The following is a 22,556-nucleotide window of genomic DNA, read 5'->3' on the forward strand; positions in this document are numbered from 1 at the left end:
GCGCCGAGCGGCCGGCGGGCTACGACGTCGGGCGGAGCCGGCCTCGGTCGCCACCGTCCGCTGACTGTCCTGTTTTGAAGGAGTTTCGATGCGTAATCGCAGTGCGACCCCGGCTTATGAGCCCGATCTCTACTCCCGGGCGGCGATACACGACCCTTATCCGCACTATGCGCGGCTGCGCGAGCTGGGGCCGGTGGTGTGGCTCGCGAAGCAGCGTGCTTACGCGTTGCCTCGTTACGCGGAATGCAAAGCCGTGCTGCTGGATGACGAGACCTTCGTCTCCGGCGCGGGCGTCGCGTTGAATCCGGTGGCCAACCGCCTCGCCCGCGGCACCACCCTCAACAGCGACGGCGAGGACCACAGCCGTCGGCGCGCCCTGCTGGCGCACCGACTCACACCCAGGGCGCTGCGCGCGATGCGGGCAACGGTCGACCAGCAGGCAATGGCGGCGGTCGAGGCCGCGGTCTCGCGCGGTGCGATCGACGGTGTCGAACTCGCGACGGCCCTCCCGATGTCGGTCGTACCGGATCTGATCGGCTGGCCACAACACGGTCGCGAGCACCTACTGCGATGGGCCGGTGCGACCTTCGACTCGTTGGGTCCGATCAACGGCCGATCGATCCGGACCGCCCCGGCGAGTGCGGAGATGATGCGCTTCACCCGGCGGATCGCCCGCGATCGAGACCTCCTCCCCGGTAGTGCGGGGGAGGAGGTCCTGCGGGCTGCCGATGAAGGCAAGGTCCAACACTCGGAATGCCCGGCGTTGCTGATCGATTACCTCGCACCGTCGCTGGACACCACGATCGGCGCCATCTCCAGCGCGTTGTATCTCTTCGCCACCCACCCCGACCAGTGGCAGATGCTGCGGGCGGACCCGGCCAAGATCCCGAACGCGGTGAACGAGGTGGTGCGGTACGAGTCACCACTGCGAGCCTTCTCGCGCAAGGCGATTCGCGATACGACGGTGTCCGGCACCACGATCCCGAGAGACGCGCGGGTGGTCGTCATCTATGCCTCCGCCAACCGAGACCCATGCGAGTGGAAAGACGCGGACACGTTCGACATCCGCCGCGACGCCGCCCGGCAACTCGGCTTCGGGCACGGCACCCACGGGTGCGCCGGACAGGGCCTGGCCCGGCTTGAAACCCAAGCCGTTCTGCGTGCGCTGGTCGACCGCGTCGCACGCATCGAGATCGCCGGCCCAGGCGAATGGGCGACCAACAACATCATCCATCGCTTCGAAAGCCTTCCCCTCCGATTGATTCCCGCCTGAAAGGCACTCGCGATGAAGATCTCCGTCGACTACTCCCGCTGCGAAGGTCATGGCCTATGCGCCGCACAGGCCCCCGCTGTATTCACCCTCGATGACGACGCCCAACTGATCTACCGATTCGAGGGCGCCGATGTTCCCGACGAGTACGTCAAGGTTGCCAGAGCGGCCGTCGACTCCTGCCCGGTAGCCGCCCTCCGAGAACAGTCATGAAACCGCTCGGCTGGAATCTCGGCAATGCCGGATCGACTGTCATGGCTGATGGAAGGCGAGGATCGCGACGCTACTTCGTCAGTCCGAGCAGCGCGGCGGTCAGACCGTAGTCGGGGCCGAAGTCCTGCATGTTCCCGGTACGGCAGCCGTCGGCCTTCATCTGTATGCGCTCGCAGAACAAGCTGATGATTTCACCGTTGAGGGCGGTGGGAACGATGAAATGAACTCGCGCTCGACGGTTCTCGCGGTCGACGAGATTGTCGATGTTCTGCAGCACCATGGGTGCGAGGTCGGCGACTTCGGTAAGACCGGAGGCGTTGTCGCGAAGCTGGCGGGTTACGTTCGTAAGTCCGGTCAAGGTGCCCGCGAGTTGGTCTTGGTACTGCCCGAGCGCGCCGGAGGTATTGGCCAGGAAGGCGGTCAGCTGGTCGAGGGTCGCCTGCAAACCGGAGGATTGCTCGGCGAGCAGACCGGACATCTGGGTCATCCGGTCGCTGAAATCGCGGATCGTTTGGTCGTTCTCGGCGAGTATCGTGGTGAGCTCGTTGAGCCTGAGGACGATGTTCGAGACCGCGTCCTTGTTGTCGACACCGACCTTCAGTGCGGCCGATAGCGCTTCGAGGGTGTCCCGGATCTTTGCGCCGTTGCCATCGAGCATGGGGTAGAGGACCCGACCCGACATCGGGCCGAGCCCCTCGGCTCCTTCCTGCGGCTTCAGTGCCGCCGCGAACTGATCGATGGTCTTGATCATGGTGTCCAACTCGACGGGGGTCTTGGTCCGCGACTTCGGCAGGTGAGCACCGTCGGAGAGAGTTTCGCCCTGGGTGTAGACCGGAGTGAGCTCGATGTGGCGATCGGTGACAATGGACGGCGAGATAATCGCCGCCACTGCCTCTTCCGGAATCTTCACCTGAGGTTCGATCGACAAGCGCGCCTCGATGAACGTGCCTTTCGGGGTGACCTTCTCGACCTTGCCGACCTCTAGTCCGAGGACGGTGACCGGGTTTCCTTCGTAGATGCCGGCGATGTTGTCGAAATCAGCGGTGATGTGCGTGGTGTCCCGCCACGCGTCGTCGGCCGCGTTCGGCAGTAGCGAGCAGCTGCCCATCGAAATCGCCGTTGCGCTGATCGCGAGAATTTTGACCGGTCCGAACTTGATCGCCGAATGGAACTTCAGCACACACGCCTCACTGTCTTGCCTGATACTGCACCCCCTTTGGGGATGAAGATCGCTCGGTTGTAGGGGAGCGATCTCGCGGAATCCCGCCGGGTGCCTTCTCCTGTGCTCGGACACGCGGGGCGGAAGCGTTCTCTCGCTCGACGGTCCAACTAATTCGGCTACACTGTATCCGAATTGGTCGGTGTTGCCAAGCCGCCGACGGCTCCGTCGACGCATGTCGAAGCAGCGGGTCGCGCCGTCCCCCTTGTGGCCGCGGCCTCGCCGGTGGGGCGGCGATCGAATCTCGTGCGCTCGCCGAGTCGGGCGGCAGCGTTGCGGGGTCGTCCATTGACGGCCGCGATTATAACGGCGACACTGTAACCATTATGAGTGGACGCGTTGCTGTCGGTGAGCAGATCGGCCCGGAGTCAGTCCGGGGCCGGCCCCTCGACGGGGGTACCAGCGCGCCGTCGCCGCAGCCGATCACCGGTCGTTTGGACGCGCGGGCACGCAGCGCTCTTCGCACACGTGCGGCACTGATCCGCTCCGGGCGGTGGGCATTGGCCAGCGATCTGGCCGGGAGGATCGGCATCGCCGGTCTGGCGCGGGAGGCCGGTGTCGCGACCGGATCCTTTTACAACCACTTCAGTAGCAAAGACGAACTTTTCGATACAGTCATCGCCGAGGTGATCGAGGAGGTGGCGCGGATCCTCGACAGCGCTGCCGCGGGTATCGATGACCCTGCCGACATAGTCCTCGCGCACTTACATGCGCTCGGCGAGGTCGGCATCGGCCACCCTGATATCGCCGCGATCGTCCTTTCGATGAGATACCGGATCCTCGAAGATCCGGACGTCAGATCACGTCTGGCCGCGGGCATTCGGTCCGGCGTGTCGGCGGAGCGCTTCCACGTGCACGATCTGAGCGCCGCTCTCGATCTGCTCGGCGGAGTCGTCCTGGCGATGCTGCGAACGTCGCAGCGCGATGCGGCCGCCTTGACAGCGACATGGATGGATGTCCTCGCGCAGCAGGCGCTCAATTCGCTGGGCCACCGTTGAGGGCACAGCGAACTGGCGTCACGCTTAACGGATCAGGCGGAGCCCATCGACCGGTCTCCGCCGCCGTTCCTGCCCCGCATTCCCCGCTGCTCTTCTCAATGCGCGGAGCGCCGGCGATGTTCGGCCAGACTGTCCAGCCCGAAATCCGAGCGCAAATCTCGCCAGACCGAGTGGGCATGGTTGGCCTGGCGCTGGGTGTTGTCGTATTCGATGAGCAGCTCGGGGCCCTGGATTCGGTAGTAGTGCGGTTCCCCGGCCTCGAGGCTGCCTGCCCATCCGAAGTGAACCTCGTCGAGTACGTCGTCGGCTGCATAGTACGCGGCGTGGACTTCGGCGAGTGCGCTCGGCGCACGACCGGTGTACAGGCTGATCAGCTGCCGTAATACATGCCGATGCTCTGGGTCGAGGTCGCGCGCGGACAAACCTCGGGGGGGAATGGAGATCGCCATGGCCGCATGGTCGGCTGCGGTGTATCCGCTCCCGCTTTCGGCGCGCATGTCGATGTCGTCGACCAACTTTCGCAGCGCCGGATCGGTGAATCTGCCGCGCCAGAGATCCTGCATGTGCATCATCGCGTCGCCGTGAGCGATCGTCGGTCGGTTGCCGGAGACGATGTCGGATATGGCACTGGTGTGCAGTAATGCCGTGTGGTATCGGTCGGAGTCCAGTGACCGGGCCAGGCGCCGCGCCGTTTCTTCCGGCCCGCCCAGCGGCCGTAGCGTGCCGCCGAGCAGGGCGGTGCCGGCTGGATCGGCTCCGATGAAGCACGGTGTCGTCGAGACGATGCGTCCGCCGATGACGAGGTTGTTCAGCGAGATGTGGTGGCCGCCGAAGCGCCATGCCCAGACCCGGTCACCCGGTCGGCCGAACAATCTCAGCCAGTACAGGCCGGGATCCCGGCCCCGTTGCCGTCCCCAGCGGACTTGCCATCCTTCGACCCGATCGAGGACGTTCTCCAGGCCCATCACGGTGGCGACGGTCGCGTACCCGGCCTCGGACAGTCCCGAGGCGACCAGTCGCATCGCCAAGCCCTGCTGACGTGCGGTCTGGTCGCGCAGCGCGAGTCCACCGTGGTCGGTCGGGGTGTAGAACCAACGAAGCCGCTCGGCCTCCGCGTCCGGAGCCAGAGGCGAGTCGAACTGCGCTCGAGTCAATTGATCCGGGGCGAGCGATTCCAGCCATGCTGCCGCGCAGGCAGCCATGTCGGTGGCGACCAACTCGCGGACCGGAGCAAACGTGGCCTCATCCGGCGACATCGAGCATGACCTTGATCGCGTTGTCTCGCCGTTCCGCGTAGGTGTCGAAAGCTTCGGCGATGTCTTCCAGGGGGAAATGATGGGTCACCAGGGCGCTGGTGTGCAGTCGTCCCCGCGATGCCAGCGACAGGGCCCTGGCTACCGAGCGTGCACCTTCGCCGCGGACGGTATGGATCGAGATTCCGTTCATGACAGCGTGATTGAGGTCGGCGGTCACCGGCTGTTCGAAGAATCCCGCCAACACGATTCTGCCGCCGCGCTTGACCATGTGGATCGCGTCGTCGACGGCGCCCGCAGCCCCGGAGCACTCCACAACGATGTCGGGGCCGAGTCCGCCGGTGATCTCCCGAACCGCGGCGACGGCGTCCTCCTCGCGGGAGTTGATCAGATAGTCGGCATCGAATTGCTTCCCGATCTCCAGTCGGCTGTTGCGGGTGCCCACGAGCATCACCGGGTCGGCTCCCAGTTCGCGGGCGACCTGGACGGCCATCAATCCGATGGGGCCGGGACCGATCACCGCGACGCCGGCGCCGACCAGCAGCGAGTCGAGTGCGTCGAAAGCATGCATCACGGTGCCGACGGTGGTCAGCACGACGGCCGAGTCGAAGTCGATGTCATCGGGAAGCCGGTACAGCGTGGAGACGTGGTTGACGACATATTCGGCGAAGCCGCCGTTGACCGTCATCCCCTGTACCCGATGGCCTTTGGCGTGGTTACCGTAGTTCAAGCAGTCCGTGTAGGAGCCGGACAGGCAGTTCACGCATCGCATGCAGCCCCGATGCGCCTCGGTGACGACGCGATCGCCGACGGCGAACTCGTCTACGGCGCTGCCGACCGCGGCCACGACGCCCGCGTACTCGTGCCCGGGGATGAAGGTGTCCGGCGCCGGGCCGGCTCCGTGGAAGAAGCGACGGCTGCGGACCTTGAGGTCGGTGCCGCACAGTGATGCCCGATGCACCCGCACAAGAACGTCGTCCGGGCCGGGGCGGGGCACCGGCATGGTTTTGGTCTTGATAATTCCCGGCTCGCCGATCACTGCCGCGAGCATTGTTTCCGGAAAGGACATCACATTGCTTTCGTTGTCGTTTTGTGGTCCATCGGGAGGCTATGTGAGCGATTTATTTCGTGTCCAACGGCGCGGCGGCGGTCGTCGTTGGACAACCGTTGCCGATCGTGCCGGATGCTGCACGTATAAGTTTTCCCTATAGGGTGTGGCGGATATTCGTATTGGGCACATTCGGTGGCCTGGTGTTACGGTGCGGAATATCTGGAAATGCCGGAATCATCGGCGTTCGTTCGAGGAGTGGACTTTTGGATCTCGAGATTGCCGGTCGAACCGCACTGGTTCTGGGCGCGGGAGGTGGCCTGGGTGGCGCCATCGCGGAGAAATTGGCGGCCGAGGGCGCCGAGGTGGCTGTGGCCGATATCCATCGCGAAGCCGCCGAATCCCGCTGCGAAAAGATTGTCGCGGCCGGCGGCCGGGCCATAGCGGTGGCATGGGACATCGCCGACCTCGATGCCATCGAAGGCAACGTCACACTGATCGAGCGAACCCTCGGCCCGGTGGACATCCTGGTCAACAACACCGGCGGGCCGCCGCCCGCGCCGATCCTGGGCTGGCCATCCGCGATATGGCTCGAACATTTCCGTTCCATGGTGCTTTCGGTGATCGCCATCAGCGACGAACTCGTCCCGGGTATGCGGACGCGCGGATGGGGCCGCGTCATCACGAGCACCAGTTCGGGGGTCATCGCGCCGATTCCCGGTCTCGGCCTGTCGAACAGTCTCCGTGCCGCATTGCTCGGCTGGTCCAAGACGCTGGCGCGGGAAGTCGCCGCGGACGGTGTCACCTGCAACATCGTCGTGCCGGGCCGGATCGGCACCCGTCGCGTCGAGCGTCTCGACCAGATCAAATCCGAAGCGGAGGGCCGAACCGTCGAACAGGTCGTGGCCGACAGCGTCGCCACCATCCCCGTCGGCCGCTACGGCGACCCGGACGAATACGCGGCGACGGTGGCGTTCCTGGCGAGCGTTCCGGCGTCGTACATCACCGGCACGGTGGTGCGCGTCGACGGCGGTCTCATTCCCAGCCTCTGATACTCACTGCGACAAAGGATCTCAACAATGGCCGTGCTCACCCGTGAGGCGAGGGGCGTCTTCGCCATCGCGCCCACCCCCTTCGACGAGGAAGGAGCGGTGGACTTCGACTCGCTGCACCGGTTGGTCGATTTCTACGAATCGGTCGGCGTCACCGGGATCACTTTGCTCGGCCAGATGGGGGAGGCGCCCAAACTGGCTCATGACGAGGCGACCCGAATCGTGCGGCACGTGCTGCGGACGACTCGACTCCCGGTCGTCGTAGGGGTCTCCGCTCCCGGCTACGCCGCGATGCGCGCACTGACCGGTGAGGTCATGTCGGCGGGCGCGGCAGGCGTCATGGTCGCACCGCCCAACATCTTGCGCACCGACGACCAGATCGTCGGCTATTACGAGGGCGTCGCGGCCGCGCTCGGCGACTCGGTTCCCCTCGTCGTGCAGGACTATCCCTTGTCGTTCTCGGTTGTCATGAGCGCACCGGTCATCGCGCGTATCTCCCGCGCCATACCGAACTGCGTCATGCTCAAGCATGAAGACTGGCCGGGTCTGGAGAAGATCAGCGCACTGCGGCAGTTGGAAGCCGAGGGCGAAATGCCGAGGCTGTCGATCCTGTGCGGCAACGGGGGACTCTTCCTCGATTTCGAGACCGCGCGGGGCGCTGACGGCGCCATGACCGGATACTGCTTCCCCGAGATGCTGGTCGATGTGGTCGGTCATACCGCGGCGGGCCGTTGCGAGGAAAGCCATGACATCTTCGACGCGCATCTGCCGTTGCTGCGATACGAACAGCAGCCGGGTGTGGGCCTGGCGGTGCGTAAATACGTCATGCAACGGCGCGGCCTGCTCGCCTCCGACACTCAGCGCGCGCCCCGCAGCGTGCTCTCGAGCCGGGCGCGGTCGGAAGTCGACCATTTGCTTGCCCGGCTCGCTCGCCGGGACAGTCGGGCGAATCGGGTCGCATGACGCGCTCGTTCCGCGTCTGCGGCCAACGGCGGTAACCTCCTCCGATGCGACTGCGCCAGCTGGAGTACTTTCTCGCCGTCTGGGAAAGCGGATCGTTCAGCGCCGCCGCGGCACGGCTGTATGTCTCACAGCCGTCGCTGTCGCAGCAGATGCGTCTATTGGAGAAGGAACTCGGCGCGCAACTGCTCGAACGGGGCCGCCATGGCCTGGCCCTCACGCCCGCGGGACGGGCCTTCCTGCCGCACGCCGAGCGTGTGTTGCGGGCTGTCGGCGAAGCCGCGGATGCCGTGCGCCAAGTAGTCGAGGGGCGAAGCGGCGACGTGCATGTGCTGACCGTCCGGTCGATCGCCTCCGGCATCCTGCCCCCGAGCGCCGTGCGGTGGCACTCCCTGTTCCCGACGGCAGTCCTTCGGGTGCACGACTTCTCGCACCGCCGCGCTCTCGAGGAGGCGGTTCGCAGCGGGCAAGGCGACATCGCGGTCGGACCGCGGCCCGAACTGTGGGAGGGGCCCGTCGTGTCACTCGGTTATGAGGAGATGGTGCTGGTCGGCCCGGCAGGGCGGCACACGGGTTCCTCGGTGGAACTCGACGAACTGGCCGCAGCCGACTGGATTCTCTACGAGCCCGAGCAAGGCATGAGCGAGATAGTGGACCGGACGGCCACCGCCCTCGGATTCACCCCACGCGCCGTCGCGCGTACCGGACAGGTGGCGGCCGCACTGCTCTTCGCCATGGAGGGCTTGGGAGTCGCGCTGGTGCCCAACAACGCCGTACCCGGCGGCTGGATACAGCACGCCAGAAGAATTGGCAACGGGGTCTACCGGGAGATCGTCGCCTACAGCCGCAACACGCCGACGCAACTCGCGCAGCGGTATCGAGACCTGCTCATCGCCCTCGAGTTGCCACTCACCTCGGCCACGGATCTTCCCGCGGGCGCTTTGCGCTGCTAGTAGCCGGGCCATCGTCGGGGTCGGCGCGTTCCCGGAATTGTGACGAAGAGATGAGTCGCCGAACAGCAGCACCGCCTCCCGCGACGACGGCTGCGGTGGGGCGTGCGGGAACACAGGGCATCCTGCCTGGTGTGGCATCTCAGACGTCGGCGAGGACGCCCGAGCGCCTTCGGTGACCAGCGCTCAGCGGGCGAGTGATGCGACGACGAGGTAGGTCACCGCCAACAGGGCGGTGACGATGGCCGGGATCATGTCGGCGAGCTTGTCCTTGGTCCGGACGTGGGTGATGAGCGCCCCTACCATCAGCAGCACGATTGCGACCCCTGCGAGCCGGCCGATCGGATGCCGGCCGATACCGATCAAAAGCCCTGCCGCACCGACCATTTCCAAGGCTCCGAGGACTCGGTAGCCGGACACGGGGATCCCGGCGTGGGCGGCGCGTTCACGCATGGCCTGCACGGCGAGCACCTTCGGCGCTCCCACGGCGATCATCTCGAGCGCCAGCAAGGCGGGCAGAACAATTGATGCGATCGTCATCGATCGCTCCTTTTCTCTCGGAGGTGTTGTAGGCGTTCGTGCCGAGGATCGACGACGCGCCTTCGTTGACATGTCCCAACACCACCTCAAATGTTGACGGCCATCAATATAATGCAATTTATTGATGGCCGTCAACATATAATGGGCCCACGCATCGGGTGCCCATCGCGGGGCATGGCAGCGTGAGCGAGCAGCGCGCGACCACATCGGGATCGAGTGGACGAAGTCATCGGTGAGTGCGCTGGCGCAGGTCGGTCGTGAATCCTGTCCGGATGCTCAGCTGTCGGGCGCGGTGACCAGGTGATCGAGCGATCCCTGCAGGCGACCCCGCCGGATGGGGACGCAGGATTCGGGGAATTCTTGGACGATCTCGACATCGAGGGCATCGAGCCGTTGCAGAAAACGGGGCAGGTGCCGCATGGCGCCGGTGGGCAGGTCGTGCAGGACGACCAAACTCCATGGCCGCGACCTGATGTCGGCCAGGCATCGCTCGACCCAGTCGTCGGGGCGGTCCCAGTCGTGGGGAATGCAGTTCCACAGCACGCACGTGTAGCCGTGTCGGCACAGGTAGCCCACCGCGTTCGGCGAGAAAAGCCTCCGATCGAGGACACCTCCACCGCCGAAGGGCCGAAACAGCTTGTCGGGGTGGGTAAGCCTCCCGATGACCTCCTGCGCGCCCTCGATTTCCCGGATCGGCAGATCGGGGGCGCCCGCGTCGTCGCCGAACTGGATCGAGTGAGTCATGGTGTGATTGCCGATCCAATGTCCCTCGGCCGCAGCACGTTCGGTTGCTCGCCGCGCGCCCGATCGCGCGAGCTCGGCGCCGACGACGAAGAAGGTCGTGCGGATGCCGTGGTCGGCCAGTGCATCGAGCACGGTGGCGGTGGCCGGGCTGGGTCCATTGTCGAAACTGAGCGTCACCTTCGTCACGGTCGCCCTCGCTGGTCAGGCGCCGCGGGCGCGGAGCCCGGCCACGACCATGCCGGCGACGAATTCGGCGTGCCGGCGAACCGCCGCGGGGTCGAGTGGATCGAGTGGGTTCAGCCTCGCCGCCAGAGGGACCAGACTGAACGGCGCGGTAGCGCCGTGCGCAACCAGGAAATGCACGGTGCGAATGTCTTCCTCGGCCAGCACCCCGCGGTCGACGAGCACCTTCAGCGGCGCGGTGATCCGATGATACAACGGTCCGACGTGCGCGTCGAACAGGTACGTCAGCCGAGGCCCCTCGGTGGCGCCTTCTACCGTGACCAGCCGCAGGATCTGTGGGTGGGTGGCGTGCAGTTGAAGGAATTGCACGATCGTCGCGCGTACCGCTTCGAGTAGGTCGCGCTCGGCCAACTCCGCATCCACGCTCATGTGGTCGGCGATCTCGCCGAAAGCCCAGTCGACCGTGGCGTACCACAGCCTCTCCTTGGAGCCGAACCGCTGATGGACGAGGTTGTGGCTCACTCCGAGCTCGCGATTGAGCGCCGCCACCGAGGTGCCGTCGAATCCGTATTCGGCGAACACTCTCAACGCCGCGGCCAGGATGTCGGTCAACGAGGCTGGTGACTGCTCGGCCGGTGGTCGTCCTTTTCGTGTCTGCGTCGCCATCCGCCCAGTTTAGGACAACATGTTGACGACCATCAACTTGTGTGGTTTATTGATTGTCATCAACTTTTATGACGCGGGACACAGGGAGGTGGCCGATGCGCAGAGAAGAACAGATGGTCGGCAACACATTCGCGTATCGATTCGCTGATCCGGCCGCGGATCATGTGCTGCTGGTTCAGCACGGAATCGGCGGCCATGGCGGCATCTACGACAATTTCGCCGCACACTATGCCCGGTTGGGAGCCGAGGTCTGGTGCATGGATGCTCCCGGCCACGGCCGCTCGTGCGTGGACCGACGCGCCGGCCAGTTCGCCATCGAGGAGTGGATCGAGGCGGCACTGCAGCTGACCGACCACATTCGTGCCGCCACCGGACTGCCGGTATTCATCAAGGGCTCCTCGCTCGGCGCGTCCGCCGCCTACGGCGCCTACGCCGCGTCGCAGGATTTCGCGGGCGCGATTTTGATGGGATTCGCCATCCCGTCCTCACCGCTGATCCCGACCGACAACGCCTTCCGCACACAGGCGTTCGATCAGATGGTCGCCCTGTTCGGTCCGGCGCTGCGCTTCGATATCGACCAGTACATCGATTTCGACACCGACTACGGGTTCCGCGGCGCGGGCAAGCAGAAGCATCAGGATCCGCTCAACACCTGGACTTACGACCTGGCCTCATGGGCGTCGATCCTGCGCTACGACCCCGCCGTGCCGTTGTCGGCCAACACCAAACCGATCCTGTTCGCCGTCGGGGAGAAAGATCCGATCTTCCCTCCCGCCGCGGCCCAGGCCGTCGTCGACGCCACCACCGGCCCCGTCGAACTGCACATTCAACCCGAAGGGGTGCACCAGCTGATGTTGTTCCACACCGCCGACTACGCCGATGTCGTGCGGACCTGGTGCCACAAGCAGTTGCTCGACTCCGCCACCGAAAAGGACTGACCATCATGACCGCCACCCAACCCATCGGCGTGAACCACCTGGCCATCGCCACCCGCGACATCAAATCTCAGATCGCGTTCTTCACCGATGTCCTCGGCCTGCCGCTCAAGGCGCTGTACCGCATGCACGGAGCCGAAGGCGCCTGGCACGGGTTCGTCGAACTCAACCCCACCTCCTACATCGCGTTCGTGTACCACCCCGACAACCCCGACACTCGCGAGCTCGGCGTCACCCATGCCGCCGAACCGACCGGACCGGTCGCGCCCGGTGCCATGCAGCATGTCGCACTGCATGTACGCGATCTCGACGAACTGCTGAGTTTGCGCGACCGCATCCGCAGTCGAGGGATCGTCGTGCTCGGCCCGATCGACCACGGGTTCTGCCGGTCGCTCTACCTCGCGGGCCCGGAAGGTCTGCTGGTCGAACTCACCACCGGCGACGCCATCGACGACCGCGCCTGGATCGACCCGGAAGTGGTCGAGATCAACGGCATCAGCGCCGAGGAACTCGAAACCTACAGGCACCCAGCACCATTCACCCGACCGCTCGAGCCGGTGGCCCAACCGGCCTACGACGAGACCAAACCCCATATGGCCTATCCCGACGAGGTCTACCGGCAGATCATCGCCATGCCTGACGAGCTGGTGTGGCAGATGGCCAGCCAGACCGATCCGCCGGTCCGCCTCGACTGATCCCAGCGACCGATGGCCGACCGTGCACCGCACCGTCCCGGCGGTGCACGGCCCACCCGACCGAAAAGGACATCCGCCCCTCTCATGAAGCTCGCCAATCTCGACGGCCGTGCCACGCTCGTCACCGATACCGGCATCATCGACCTCGCCAACGCCTCCGACGGCGTCCTGCCCAGCGATCCCGATCAGGCCGTGGCGCACATACGGCAGATCCGCGCCTGGTTCAGCGGCAATCGGCCCCATGTGGATGCCCGTGTGACGGGCGCGCAGTTGCTCGCCGATCTGACACGGCTCGGTCCGCCGGTGCGTGCGCCACGCCAGATCTTCGCCGTTGGGCTGAACTACGCCGACCACAGTGACGAAACCGGGCTCGCACTGCCCGAAAACCCGCTGGTCTTCACCAAATTCGCCTCCGCGATCACCGGCCCCGGTGACGCGATCCCGTTGCCTACCGGCACCTGTGACTGGGAGGTGGAACTCGTCGCCGTGATCGGTGTCGGCGGACGTCACATCGCTACCGAGCAGGCCATCGACCACGTCGCCGGATTCTGCATCGGTCAGGACATCTCCGAGCGTCGATCACAAATGGCCGGCACCGCACCGCAATTCAGCCTCGCCAAAAGCTACGAGCGGTTCGCGCCGATCGGCCCGTGGCTGACCACTCTCGACGAACTCGACGACCCCAACGATCTGGCCATCGAAGCCGTCCTCGACGGCGAGACCGTGCAATCGGGCCGCACCAAGCGGATGATTTTCGACGTCGCCGCGCTGGTCTCCCACCTGTCGGGCATCTGCGAGTTGTTCCCCGGCGATCTGATCTTCACCGGCACCCCGGCCGGCGTCGGCTACTCACGCACCCCGGCACGGTTCCTCGCCCCGGGCAACATACTGCGCTCGACGATCGAGGGCCTCGGCGAGCTGCGCAACCCCTGCACAGTCGCATAACGACGCGAAGACCTCGACAGACCGGCAACACGGGAGGTAAATGCGGCGTCAAATCGCGCCGCGAACCTGTGAAGCGTCTCCACCTCTCCGTCGCGGATGGCGTAGTCGTCCTCGTTGTCGATCGCGTGACTGATCAGACCGTTGAGCCCCCGGCCGTGGGTATGCATCGTTCGCCAGCCGAGACCGCTCTGGATGAGGATGTCGGCGATCTCGGGGCCGTACAACTTGGTCGACTGGCTGACCGGCAGCCCGGCGCTCATGGTCACACGCTGCTCGGGTTTCAGCTCGGCGCTCTTCGGCCACCACAGTGCCAGCATGACCAGTTTGAATCCGATCATCATGTCGGCGAAGGGGACGAAGAACATCAGCAGCATCACCAGGTAGTGCTCGGGGCGGGCGGCCAGGAATACCGTCTTGTCCCGCAACCCCAGCGCGCAGAGGGCGACGACCAGAGCGACGACGACCTTGGGATCGAGCAGACCTACGTGACCGCCGTCGACCGGGGAACGCCACGACCGGGCGCGAGCAACGCTTGGATTCCGGAGCCTGCACGACCGCGTACAAAGCCACGTCGACGACTCCGCGTTCGTCCTCACGGGTAAAACGGCACTTTGGCCGCGCGCAGCTGGTCGGCGCGCGCGTCGGACCAGACAACCGTGCCCAAGTGGGTTCGGTCTCGCCGATAGCCCAGCGCACGCTCGCTGTCGATCGGGTCGACGTGCTGTCCGGACAGGATCGAGCGCACCCGAGCGGTGCGGGCGGCCATCTGGTTCTGTAGCCACCGGTCCCGCTCGTCCTGCTAGGCGGTCACGACTTGCTGGGAAACGCGATCGATATAGGCGAACGAACGGTCGGTCATCTCGGCCACCGCGGAGGTGATGAGGGCGACGTCGTCAGTCGCCGCGGTGAGCTCGCCTCCGCGGCGTCGCTGTGCATGGGCTCATCCCCGAGATCTTCCCGACCGGGCGGACTCGGCAGAACTCGGCCTCCGACCGCCTACGATCCGCAGCGCGAGGTCCGCGTAATAGTCGCCGATCTCCTCCGGTGACCAGGAACCGCCCTCGTGGTACCAGCGCGCGATATCTATTCCCAGCGAGAGCAGCGCGGTCGCGGCCATATGGGTATTCGAGTTCTCGAACACCCCCGCGGCAGCCCCTCGCTCGATCAAGCTCCTGACCTCTCCTTCGATCGCACGCCGGATTTCCTTGATCTCTTGTTGATGTTCCGGGCTCAAAGCGGCGAGCTCGTAATTGATGATCCGGGCGACGGTGTGGGCGCGGGCGTGATGGATCGTGAACTCTTTCATCACGGCGAGCAGCTGCCCGGCGGGGTCTTGTGCCGAGGCGATGGCGGCGCGGACCCGCTCCAGGGTGTCCAGGTGACCGGCGCGTGAGATCTGATAGAGCAACTCTTCCTTGGAACGGTGGTACACGTAGATCGTCCCGGTGCTCACTCCGGCGATCGATGTGATGTCGCGGGTCGTGGAGCCGTGGAAGCCGCGTTCGGCGAAGGCGACCACCGCCGCGTCGAGCAGCCGCGCTCGGGTCTGGTCCGCGCGCGATCGGTCCTCTGTATCGGTCACCTGGACAGTATGGCGCTACACGGCGAGCACGAGTTTGCCGGTGTTGGCTCCCGTGAACAGCATGTTCAAGGCTTCACCGAAGCGGGCGACACCGCCGTGCACGACATGCTCCCTGCTCTTGATCCTGCCCTCGGCCAGCCAACCGGAGATCTCCGCGATGGCCTCGCCGTAACGATCCGCATAGTCGAAAACGACGAAGCCCGTCATCGACGCCCGGGAGACCAGCAGCGACATGTATCGCGAAGGCCCCGGAGGGAGCTTCTCCGCGTTGTACGCCGAGATCGCGCCACAGAGGACGATGCGGGCGCCGCGCCGGAGATCGGCGAGCGCGGCATCGAGAATGTCACCGCCGACATTGTCGAAATAGACGTCGATTCCCTCCGGAACGACCTCTCGTAGCCGCAGCAGGACGTTCTCACTCCGATAGTCGATGGCCGCGTCGAAGCCGAGTTCCTCGGTCAGCATCCGGCATTTTTCAGCGCCGCCCGCGATCCCGATCACTCTCGCACCTTTGATCTTCGCGATTTGACCGGCGACGCTGCCGACGGCGCCCGCAGCCGCGGAGACCACCACGGTGTCCCCGGCTCGGAGTTGGCCGACCTCGAGCAGCCCGAAATAGGCTGTCATTCCCGGCATTCCGAGCGTACCCAACCAAGTCGGACCGTCCGCCGAAGTCAGATCGACTTTTTGCACTCCCCGGCCGTCATGGATCGCGTACTCGGTCACGCCGAAAGTTCCGCTGACGGCGTCGCCGACGGCGAAGTCGGGATGCGTCGACTCGACAACGGTGGCGATATCCAGTGCACGCATGACTTCCCCGACACCGACCGGCGGGACATATGATCGGACGTCGTTCAGCCAGCCGCGCATGGCCGGATCGAGGGAGATGAAATCGACCTTTACCAGGATCTGCCCGGGGGAGAGCGCGGGAAGGTCCTCGGTCGTCAGGTTCCACGTGTCCGCGTCGGGCAGCCCCGACGGCCGTTTCGCGAGCCGCACCTGCTGGGTAGTTGTCACGGGATCTCCTTTCGTTCGCCGAACAGATCGGGCCGGACAGCGTCGAGTTCCGAGCTGCCGGCCGGAATCGGTCATTCAGCGTTGTTCCAACGGCAGCCCGACGAGGTCCGCCAGCAAGCTCCTATGGTGGCCGGGACTTCCCAGCCCGATCTGGTCGGCCTTGGCTCGCTTGAGGTAGAGGTGCGCCGGGTGTTCCCAGGTCATGCCGATCCCGCCGTGCAATTGGACGGCTTCCTCGGCGGCCCGCACCGCGACATCGCCGCAGTAGGACGCCGCGACGGCGGCGGCGATCACGCTGTCGCGGTCGTCCGCCGCGAATGTTCCCGCCGCGTACCGCGCGGCGGCCGAGGCCGACTCGACCTCGACGTAGAGATCGGCGAGGCGGTGCTCGAGCGCCTGGAATCCGCCGACCACTCGGCCGAACTGGCATCGCAGCTTCAAGTACTCGACGGTCGTCTCCAGGCACCAGGCGGCGACCCCAGCTTGCTCGGACGCCAGGAGTGCCGCGCCGATCGTCAAGCCGGATTGTATGGCTGACCAGCCGAATTCGGCGGCGACGACCACCCGGCTCGGCACGGAGTCGATGACGACGTCGGCCAGCGGACGGGTCATGTCGAGGGAGACCACCGGCTCGATCGCCGCCGCGGCGGCCGCCAAGGCGTGCACCTCCGTACCGTCCGCTGTCTCGACGGCGGCCAGCAGCACATCGGCGTCGAGCGCACCGGCGACGCTGGTGACGCTGGTGACGCTGGTGACGCTGGTGACGCTGGTGACGCTGGTGACGCTGGTGACGCGACCGGATACCCGGCCATCCGCATCAGCCGTCAAAGCCGGGACTCGCGTCGCGAGCGCCGTGGAGAACGGTGTCAGCAGCGCCGCGCTGCGACTTCCGTCGCCTAGTTGACTCGGTGGCAGCCGGATCATACTCTGCGAGTAGGCTTTCCACCCGGTTGCGCAGATCGTCCCGATCGTCCATCACGGCACCAGCACCGCGACCGTCTCGGCCACACACGCGGGTTTGTCGGACCCCTCGAGCTCGACGGTCACTCGGATCACTGCCTGCGACCCGATGCTGCCCGGCACGAGCGAGACCAGCTCGACACCGGCTCGGACCCGGGATCCGGCCGGGACCGGAGTGGGGAATCGCACCTTGTTCGTGCCGTAGTTGACGCCCATGGACAAGCCCCGCACCGCATACACTTCGCCGGCCAGCATCGGCACCATCGACAGGGTGAGAAACCCGTGTGCGACGGTGGTGCCGAATGGTCCGGCGGCGGCTTTCACCGGATCCACGTGGATCCACTGGTGATCCCCGGTCGCTTCGGCGAAGCGATCGATCTGTTCCTGGGTCACCGTGTGCCAATCGCTGTATCCGAGGTGGGTTCCGACCGCGGACTCCAGCTCGGACAGGCCCTGGAATACCTGCACGACTCTCTCTCCTCCGTTCAGTTCCTCGGGCCGCCGGCCACGTAGATGACCTGGCCCGACACGAAGCCGGCGCCCTCGCTCACCAGGAACGACACGGTGTGCGCGATGTCGGCGGGGGTACCGGTGCGGGCGACCGGAATCTGGGCGGCCATAGCGGTCTTCAGCTCGTCGAAGGGAATGTTCATCCGGGCGGCGGTGGCCGCGGTCATCTCCGTCTCGATGAATCCCGGGGCGACCGCGTTGGCGGTGACACCGAATTTGCCGAGTTCGAGGGCGAGGGTCTTGGTGAATCCTTGCAGCCCGGCCTTGGCTGCCGCGTAGTTGGCCTGGCCGCGGTTGCCGAGTGCCGACGTGCTGGACAAGTTCACGATGCGACCCCACTTCTGCTCGATCATGTGCGCCTGCGCCGCCCTGGCCAGCAGGAACGACCCGCGCAGGTGCACATTCAGCACGGCATCCCAGTCGTCGGCACTCATCTTGAACAGCAGATTGTCGCGCAGGATCCCGGCGTTGTTGACCAGCACCGTCGGTGCGCCGAGTTCGGCGGCCACGCGATCGACCGCCTGGGTGACGGCCGCCTCGTCCGCGACATCGACACCGACCGCGAGCGCGCGGCCGCCGGCCGACTCGATCTCGTCGACGACCGTCTTGCAGGCGGCCTCGTCCAGGTCGAGCACGGCTACTGCCATACCGTCAGCGGCCAGCCGCCCGGCGACGGCGGCGCCGATTCCGCGAGCGGCGCCGGTGACGATCGCAGTTCGTTGTGTCGGATCGGTCATGAATACTCCTCGAAGATGTGATTGCGGTGGAAGGCTGGCCTCAGGGCGTGTAGACCACGCGGCCGACGGTCTGGCCGTCCGCGAGTCGCTGCACGGCGTCGGCAACGTCCGCGAGTGCCAGCCGCGCGCTGACCAGGGGACGGATCGCACCGTCAGCGGCAAGTGCGGTCAGCGCGCGGTGACACTCGGCGACGGCGTCCGGGTCCTGGGCGTTGTACAAACCCCAGTGCAGACCGAGGATCGAATAGTTCTTCACCAGCGCGTGATTCAATGCGGCCCTTTGGATCTCGCCGCCGGCGAACCCGACGATCACGATGCGGCCCTCGAAGGCGACGCATTTCGTGGACCGCTGGTACACCTCGCCGCCGACCGGGTCGTAGATCACATCGGCGCCGCGACCGTCGGTGACCTGCTTGACGACGTCGACGAAGTCCCGTTGATGACGATCGATGACCACGTCGGCGCCCAAGGCCTCGGCGTAGGCGGCCTTTTCGGCTCCACCGACGACGCCGATCACTCGAGCGCCCGCGGCCTTGCCGAGCTGGATCGCGGCGCTGCCCACGCCACCCGCCGCGGCGTGCACAAGGAGGGTCTCGCCCGCTGTCAATCCGGCCCGCCGATGCAATCCGAACCAGCCGGTCTGGTAGCCGATGAACAGGGAGGCCGCCTCCGCGTCATCCAATGACGGCGGCGCGCGGAAGGTCTGGGCGGCTTCCAGCACGGCGAATTCCGCGAAACCGCCGTGGGGCAGCGCCGCGCCACCGAGCACCCGGTCACCGACAGCTGTCCCGGCCACCTCGGTGCCGACCGCCACCACCTCGCCGCACAATTCGACGCCGGGCGTGAACGGCAACGGCGGCCGGACCTGATAGAGGCCGCGGCACATCAGCACATCGGGGAAGTTCGCCGCGGCGCCGCGGACCCGCACGACTACCTGCCTCGGGCCGGGCTCCGGGACTTCCACGTCATCGAGCCGGAGCACAGTGCCCGGTTCGCCCAGCTCGTGGACCCGCCATGCCTTCATCCGCGCCACGTCAGACTCCGCCCGTCAGAGTGACGCCGCCGTCCACGACCAGCAACTGACCCGTCAGCCAGCTCGCGTCGTCGGAGAGCAGGAACGCCACCACGCTGCCGATGTCCTCGGGTACGCCGAGCCGCTTCAGCGGGTATGCCGCGGCCACCTCGTCCTCCCTGCCGTCGTAGAGGGCGGTGGCGAATTTCGTCTTCACCACCGCGGGCGCGACGGCGTTGACCCGCAAGTTCGGACCGAGTTCGACCGCGAGTTCCTGGGTGATGTGGGTGAGCATCGCCTTGCTCGAACCGTAGAAGCCGATGCCGGGCGCCGGCTTGAGACCAGCGACCGACGACACGTTCACGATCGCGCCCCCGAAGTCCTTCATCCAGGCGCGATAGGTCTGCTGAACCCAGGACAGCGCGGCCAGACAATTGACCTCGACGATCTTGCGGGCCACCTCCAACGACAGATCGACCATCGGCCCGTACGCCGGGTTGATGCCGGTGTTGTTGACGAGAAGGTCGGCGCCGCCGAATGTGTCGATCGCGCGCGCGACGGTCTCCGCCTGGTGGTCGACGTCATCGGCGCGGCCCGCGACGGCCAGTGCGCGCTCCGGCCCGCCCAGTGTTTCCACCGCTTCGTCGAGGGCGTCCTTTTTGCGGGCGGTGATCACGACTCTCGCCCCCTCGTCCACCAAGCGCCGCGCGATACCGAGCCCGATGCCTCGGCTCGCGCCGGTGACTATCGCGGTCTTGCCTTCGAATCTGTTCATCAATGAGTCCTTCTGCGGAGTCTGCGGTTACGACAGGCGCTCGAGCACCATCGCCATGCCCTGGCCGCCGCCGACGCACATCGTTTCCAAGCCGATCTGCTTGTCATGGAACTGCAGGGAGTTGATCAGGGTGCTGGTGATGCGGGCGCCGGTCATGCCGAACGGGTGACCCACCGCGATGGAGCCGCCGTTGATGTTGAGCTTGTCGTAGTCGACGCCCAGCTCCCGCGCCGAGGGAATCACCTGGGCCGCGAAGGCCTCGTTGATTTCGACCAGGTCGACGTCATCGATCGTCATACCGGCCCGGGCCAGCGCCTGCTTCGACGCCTCCACCGGTCCCAGGCCCATGATCTCGGGCGACAATGCGCTGACTCCGGTCGCCACGATCCGAGCCAGCGGCGTCAGGCCGAGCTCGGCGGCCTTGACATCCGACATGATCACGACCGCGGCGGCGCCGTCGTTGAGCGGGCAGCAGTTGGCGGCCGTCACCGTCCCGTCGGGCCGGAACACCGGCTTCAGTTCGGCGACCTTCTCCAGCGTGACTCCCGGCCGCGGCCCGTCGTCCTTCGAGACGACAGTGCCGTCGGGCAAGGTGATCGCGGTGATGTCGCGCTCCCAGAACCCGTTGGCGAGGGCGGCCTCGGCGAGGTTCTGGCTGCGGACACCGAAAGCGTCCTGTTCGGCACGGCTCACATCGCACAGTTGCGCCACGTTCTCCGCGGTCTGCCCCATCGCGATATAGACGTCGGGCAGCAGATCATCGGTGCGCGGGTCGGTCCAGATCTCGCCTCCCTCGGCGAATTTCGCGGTCCGGCGCACCGCGTCGGCGAACACCGGGTTCTGGGTGCCGGGCAGGCCGTCGGCGTTGCCCTTGACGTAGCGGCTCACGGTTTCGACTCCGGCGGAGATGAAGACGTCGCCCTCGCCCGCTCGGATGGCGTGCAGCGCCATCCGGGTCGTCTGCAAACTCGATGAGCAGTACCGGTTGACCGTTGTGCCGGGCACCCGGTCCAGACCCGCCAGGATCGCCACCACCCGTGCGAGATTGAAGCCCGACTCACCGGCGGGCTGGCCGCACCCGAGCATCAAATCGTCGATCCTGTTCGGATCGAGGGCCGGCACCTTCGCCAGCGCGGCCCGCACGATCTGCGCTCCCAAGTCGTCCGGCCGGAGATCGCGTAACGAACCCTTGCCGGCGCGACCGATCGGTGACCGGGCGACAGAGACGATGACGGCTTCGGGCATGACTGCGACCTTTCAGACATTACTGAGCGCTTGTTAACCTCCGCCACGATGCTCGACGGATTGGCGGTGGTCAATACGTCACAACGAATCCGCCGTGTGACGCAGGACACATTTCGACACGCGACTCCTCGTGGACAGCACCGGAAAAGGCAGCCCCGCCTATGCGGACGACATCGGTCTCAACTGCCCGCTGCCTGGCAACATGGGACGCCGATCCCCGAACTTCGCAAGTCGGTGGCCGAAACCCAGCTGCACCCTCGAATCCCGTCCAGCTCTGTTCGTATGCGAGGGCATCACGACGCCCCGGTCCATTACTGCGATGCCGGCCAGCTGCATGGTCATGTCGGTGTTTCTCGGGGCCGGCGGCGACGTGGATAACGACGCCACGCTGCGCACACACCCGGAACGCCGTGGCGCAGGCGGAAACCGCAGGCTCCCGCCGCTGACGACCGCTGAGTCTATGGATTCGAGCCGACGCGGCAGGTCAATGGCGGTAGCGGGCGTCGGCAGATCTTCGTGGGCTTCCTCGGAGGAGAGCCCGAACATGCGCAGCAGGTCCTCGGCCACCTGGTCGGCGGCCTCGGCGTCGTCGCGTTCGGGATGGTCGTGCGGCAGGCGTCCGACGCACGGGGCAGCGCCGGCGACGATGGTCATCGACAGCTCCGGGTCGCGAATGTCGAAGCGCCCGGCTTCGGCCGCGGCCTCGATGTCGCGGCGTGCGCGGGGCGCGAGCCCGCGGCGCGAGTTCGCCAAACTGAGGCCGTCATTGAGCAAGACCTTGCTGAGGGTGGGATGCAGGCGGTGCAGAACGATCCCATGCCGACGTCGGCGGCCTGGGTGACCTCGAGGATCGGCACGTTGATCTTGCCCCTCGGCCGGCAGTGATTGCGCCGCGCCGACCAGCGCGGCGCGCGTGCGGGCCTTGCGGCGTTCCAGGCGATTGGACTCCGACCCATTGTGCGTGGTCATCGATGCATATCTCCTACTGGACAGGTTCCGCTCGATTCAATTTTGACGGAATCGTCAGAAATATTGACTGACGCTGCT

Annotated in this window: 25 protein-coding genes and 1 pseudogene; 9 read left to right on the forward strand and 17 right to left on the reverse strand. The window is 66.1% G+C overall.

Translation table 11 applies throughout. The features are described 5' to 3' along the window. Positions 1-88 precede the first annotated feature (88 nt). Positions 89-1,273: a cytochrome P450 gene (locus ACWDMM_RS01560; RefSeq protein WP_449935460.1), complete on the forward strand. Its 1,185-nt coding sequence runs from the start codon at positions 89-91 to the stop codon at positions 1,271-1,273. A 12-nt stretch (positions 1,274-1,285) separates the two neighbouring features. Continuing rightward, positions 1,286-1,483, forward strand: coding sequence for a ferredoxin (locus ACWDMM_RS01565; RefSeq protein ID WP_195081372.1), 198 nt, complete (start codon positions 1,286-1,288; stop codon positions 1,481-1,483). Positions 1,484-1,553: 70 nt separating this feature from the next. On the opposite strand, the gene ACWDMM_RS01570 is transcribed toward ACWDMM_RS01565, so the two are convergent. Beyond that, on the reverse strand, positions 1,554-2,591 hold the full coding sequence (locus ACWDMM_RS01570) for an MCE family protein (protein WP_195081441.1): 1,038 nt from the start codon (positions 2,589-2,591) through the stop codon (positions 1,554-1,556). A 611-nt stretch (positions 2,592-3,202) separates the two neighbouring features. On the opposite strand from ACWDMM_RS01570, the gene ACWDMM_RS01575 reads away from it, so the two are divergent. Then, on the forward strand, positions 3,203-3,700 hold the full coding sequence (locus tag ACWDMM_RS01575) for a TetR/AcrR family transcriptional regulator (RefSeq protein WP_357105306.1): 498 nt from the start codon (positions 3,203-3,205) through the stop codon (positions 3,698-3,700). A gap of 95 nt (positions 3,701-3,795) precedes the next feature. Here the strand turns inward: ACWDMM_RS01575 and ACWDMM_RS01580 are convergent, their stop codons facing one another. After that, positions 3,796-4,956 (reverse strand): DUF3500 domain-containing protein, encoded by a 1,161-nt coding sequence (locus ACWDMM_RS01580; RefSeq protein ID WP_357105309.1) that lies wholly within the window; start codon positions 4,954-4,956, stop codon positions 3,796-3,798. Further along, positions 4,943-6,022, reverse strand: coding sequence for a zinc-dependent alcohol dehydrogenase (locus ACWDMM_RS01585; protein WP_195081374.1), 1,080 nt, complete (start codon positions 6,020-6,022; stop codon positions 4,943-4,945). Before ACWDMM_RS01585 ends, ACWDMM_RS01580 begins: the two co-directional genes overlap by 14 nt. A 59-nt stretch (positions 6,023-6,081) precedes the next feature. On the opposite strand from ACWDMM_RS01585, the gene ACWDMM_RS01590 reads away from it, so the two are divergent. Genes ACWDMM_RS01590 through ACWDMM_RS01600 form a run of 3 tightly spaced genes read left to right on the forward strand, consistent with a single transcriptional unit; the run spans position 6,082 to position 8,966 of the window. After that, complete coding sequence (locus ACWDMM_RS01590) at positions 6,082-7,053, forward strand: SDR family oxidoreductase (protein WP_449935464.1); 972 nt, start codon at positions 6,082-6,084, stop codon at positions 7,051-7,053. Between the two features lie 27 nt (positions 7,054-7,080). Next, a complete protein-coding gene (locus ACWDMM_RS01595; protein WP_357105318.1) occupies positions 7,081-8,016 on the forward strand; it encodes a dihydrodipicolinate synthase family protein in 936 nt (311 codons plus the stop codon). 44 nt (positions 8,017-8,060) lie between these two features. Beyond that, on the forward strand, positions 8,061-8,966 hold the full coding sequence (locus ACWDMM_RS01600; protein WP_357105321.1) for a LysR family transcriptional regulator: 906 nt from the start codon (positions 8,061-8,063) through the stop codon (positions 8,964-8,966). 183 nt (positions 8,967-9,149) lie between these two features. On the opposite strand, the gene ACWDMM_RS01605 is transcribed toward ACWDMM_RS01600, so the two are convergent. The 3 genes from ACWDMM_RS01605 to ACWDMM_RS01615 form a co-directional block, all read right to left on the reverse strand. Then, entirely contained in the window at positions 9,150-9,503 is a 354-nt protein-coding gene (locus tag ACWDMM_RS01605; RefSeq protein ID WP_357105324.1) for a DoxX family protein, read from the reverse strand. A gap of 276 nt (positions 9,504-9,779) precedes the next feature. Next, entirely contained in the window at positions 9,780-10,433 is a 654-nt protein-coding gene (locus ACWDMM_RS01610) for a polysaccharide deacetylase family protein (RefSeq protein ID WP_195081378.1), read from the reverse strand. Positions 10,434-10,448: 15 nt separating this feature from the next. Then, on the reverse strand, positions 10,449-11,096 hold the full coding sequence (locus tag ACWDMM_RS01615; protein ID WP_195081379.1) for a TetR/AcrR family transcriptional regulator: 648 nt from the start codon (positions 11,094-11,096) through the stop codon (positions 10,449-10,451). 95 nt (positions 11,097-11,191) lie between these two features. Between ACWDMM_RS01615 and ACWDMM_RS01620 the strand changes: the two genes are divergently transcribed. The 3 genes from ACWDMM_RS01620 to ACWDMM_RS01630 all read left to right on the forward strand — a co-directional run bounded on the left by ACWDMM_RS01620 (position 11,192) and on the right by ACWDMM_RS01630 (position 13,671). Beyond that, positions 11,192-12,034, forward strand: a complete 843-nt coding sequence (locus tag ACWDMM_RS01620; protein ID WP_449935468.1) for an alpha/beta hydrolase — start codon at positions 11,192-11,194, stop codon at positions 12,032-12,034. A gap of 5 nt (positions 12,035-12,039) precedes the next feature. Continuing rightward, the gene (locus tag ACWDMM_RS01625; RefSeq protein WP_323124242.1) at positions 12,040-12,726 is read left to right on the forward strand and encodes a VOC family protein; all 687 of its coding nucleotides are present in this window, start codon (positions 12,040-12,042) and stop codon (positions 12,724-12,726) included. An 84-nt stretch (positions 12,727-12,810) separates the two neighbouring features. Beyond that, positions 12,811-13,671 carry a fumarylacetoacetate hydrolase family protein gene (locus tag ACWDMM_RS01630; protein WP_357105332.1) on the forward strand — a complete coding sequence of 287 codons (861 nt, stop codon included), beginning with the start codon at positions 12,811-12,813 and terminating at the stop codon, positions 13,669-13,671. Here the strand turns inward: ACWDMM_RS01630 and ACWDMM_RS01635 are convergent. The 11 genes and pseudogenes from ACWDMM_RS01635 to ACWDMM_RS01685 form a co-directional block, all read right to left on the reverse strand. Then, the gene (locus ACWDMM_RS01635; protein ID WP_449935470.1) at positions 13,572-14,267 is read right to left on the reverse strand and encodes a DUF3556 domain-containing protein; all 696 of its coding nucleotides are present in this window, start codon (positions 14,265-14,267) and stop codon (positions 13,572-13,574) included. The two genes, ACWDMM_RS01630 and ACWDMM_RS01635, sit on opposite strands and share 100 nt — an antisense overlap. Then, entirely contained in the window at positions 14,264-14,437 is a 174-nt protein-coding gene (locus ACWDMM_RS01640; protein ID WP_323124240.1) for a hypothetical protein, read from the reverse strand. The genes ACWDMM_RS01635 and ACWDMM_RS01640 overlap by 4 nt, the downstream gene beginning before the upstream one ends. Before the next feature lie 174 nt (positions 14,438-14,611). Then, positions 14,612-15,253, reverse strand: coding sequence for a TetR/AcrR family transcriptional regulator (locus ACWDMM_RS01645; protein ID WP_195081382.1), 642 nt, complete (start codon positions 15,251-15,253; stop codon positions 14,612-14,614). A gap of 15 nt (positions 15,254-15,268) precedes the next feature. Beyond that, positions 15,269-16,270 carry an NADP-dependent oxidoreductase gene (locus ACWDMM_RS01650; protein ID WP_323124239.1) on the reverse strand — a complete coding sequence of 334 codons (1,002 nt, stop codon included), beginning with the start codon at positions 16,268-16,270 and terminating at the stop codon, positions 15,269-15,271. Between the two features lie 75 nt (positions 16,271-16,345). Beyond that, a complete protein-coding gene (locus ACWDMM_RS01655; RefSeq protein ID WP_449935474.1) occupies positions 16,346-17,098 on the reverse strand; it encodes an acyl-CoA dehydrogenase family protein in 753 nt (250 codons plus the stop codon). 147 nt (positions 17,099-17,245) lie between these two features. Continuing rightward, on the reverse strand, positions 17,246-17,698 hold the full coding sequence (locus tag ACWDMM_RS01660; RefSeq protein ID WP_195044898.1) for a MaoC family dehydratase: 453 nt from the start codon (positions 17,696-17,698) through the stop codon (positions 17,246-17,248). A 17-nt stretch (positions 17,699-17,715) separates the two neighbouring features. Continuing rightward, on the reverse strand, positions 17,716-18,477 hold the full coding sequence (fabG, locus tag ACWDMM_RS01665) for a 3-oxoacyl-ACP reductase FabG (RefSeq protein ID WP_357105350.1): 762 nt from the start codon (positions 18,475-18,477) through the stop codon (positions 17,716-17,718). A gap of 40 nt (positions 18,478-18,517) precedes the next feature. Beyond that, positions 18,518-19,501, reverse strand: a complete 984-nt coding sequence (locus ACWDMM_RS01670) for an NADPH:quinone oxidoreductase family protein (protein ID WP_449935612.1) — start codon at positions 19,499-19,501, stop codon at positions 18,518-18,520. 10 nt (positions 19,502-19,511) lie between these two features. Then, the gene (locus ACWDMM_RS01675; protein ID WP_195081387.1) at positions 19,512-20,267 is read right to left on the reverse strand and encodes an SDR family oxidoreductase; all 756 of its coding nucleotides are present in this window, start codon (positions 20,265-20,267) and stop codon (positions 19,512-19,514) included. Positions 20,268-20,291: 24 nt separating this feature from the next. Then, positions 20,292-21,509, reverse strand: coding sequence for an acetyl-CoA C-acetyltransferase (locus ACWDMM_RS01680; protein WP_357105353.1), 1,218 nt, complete (start codon positions 21,507-21,509; stop codon positions 20,292-20,294). A 458-nt stretch (positions 21,510-21,967) separates the two neighbouring features. Further along, positions 21,968-22,478 (reverse strand): annotated as a pseudogene (locus ACWDMM_RS01685) (TetR/AcrR family transcriptional regulator). Positions 22,479-22,556: the final 78 nt, after the last annotated feature.

Source organism: Nocardia sp. NPDC003726 (assembly GCF_053586955.1).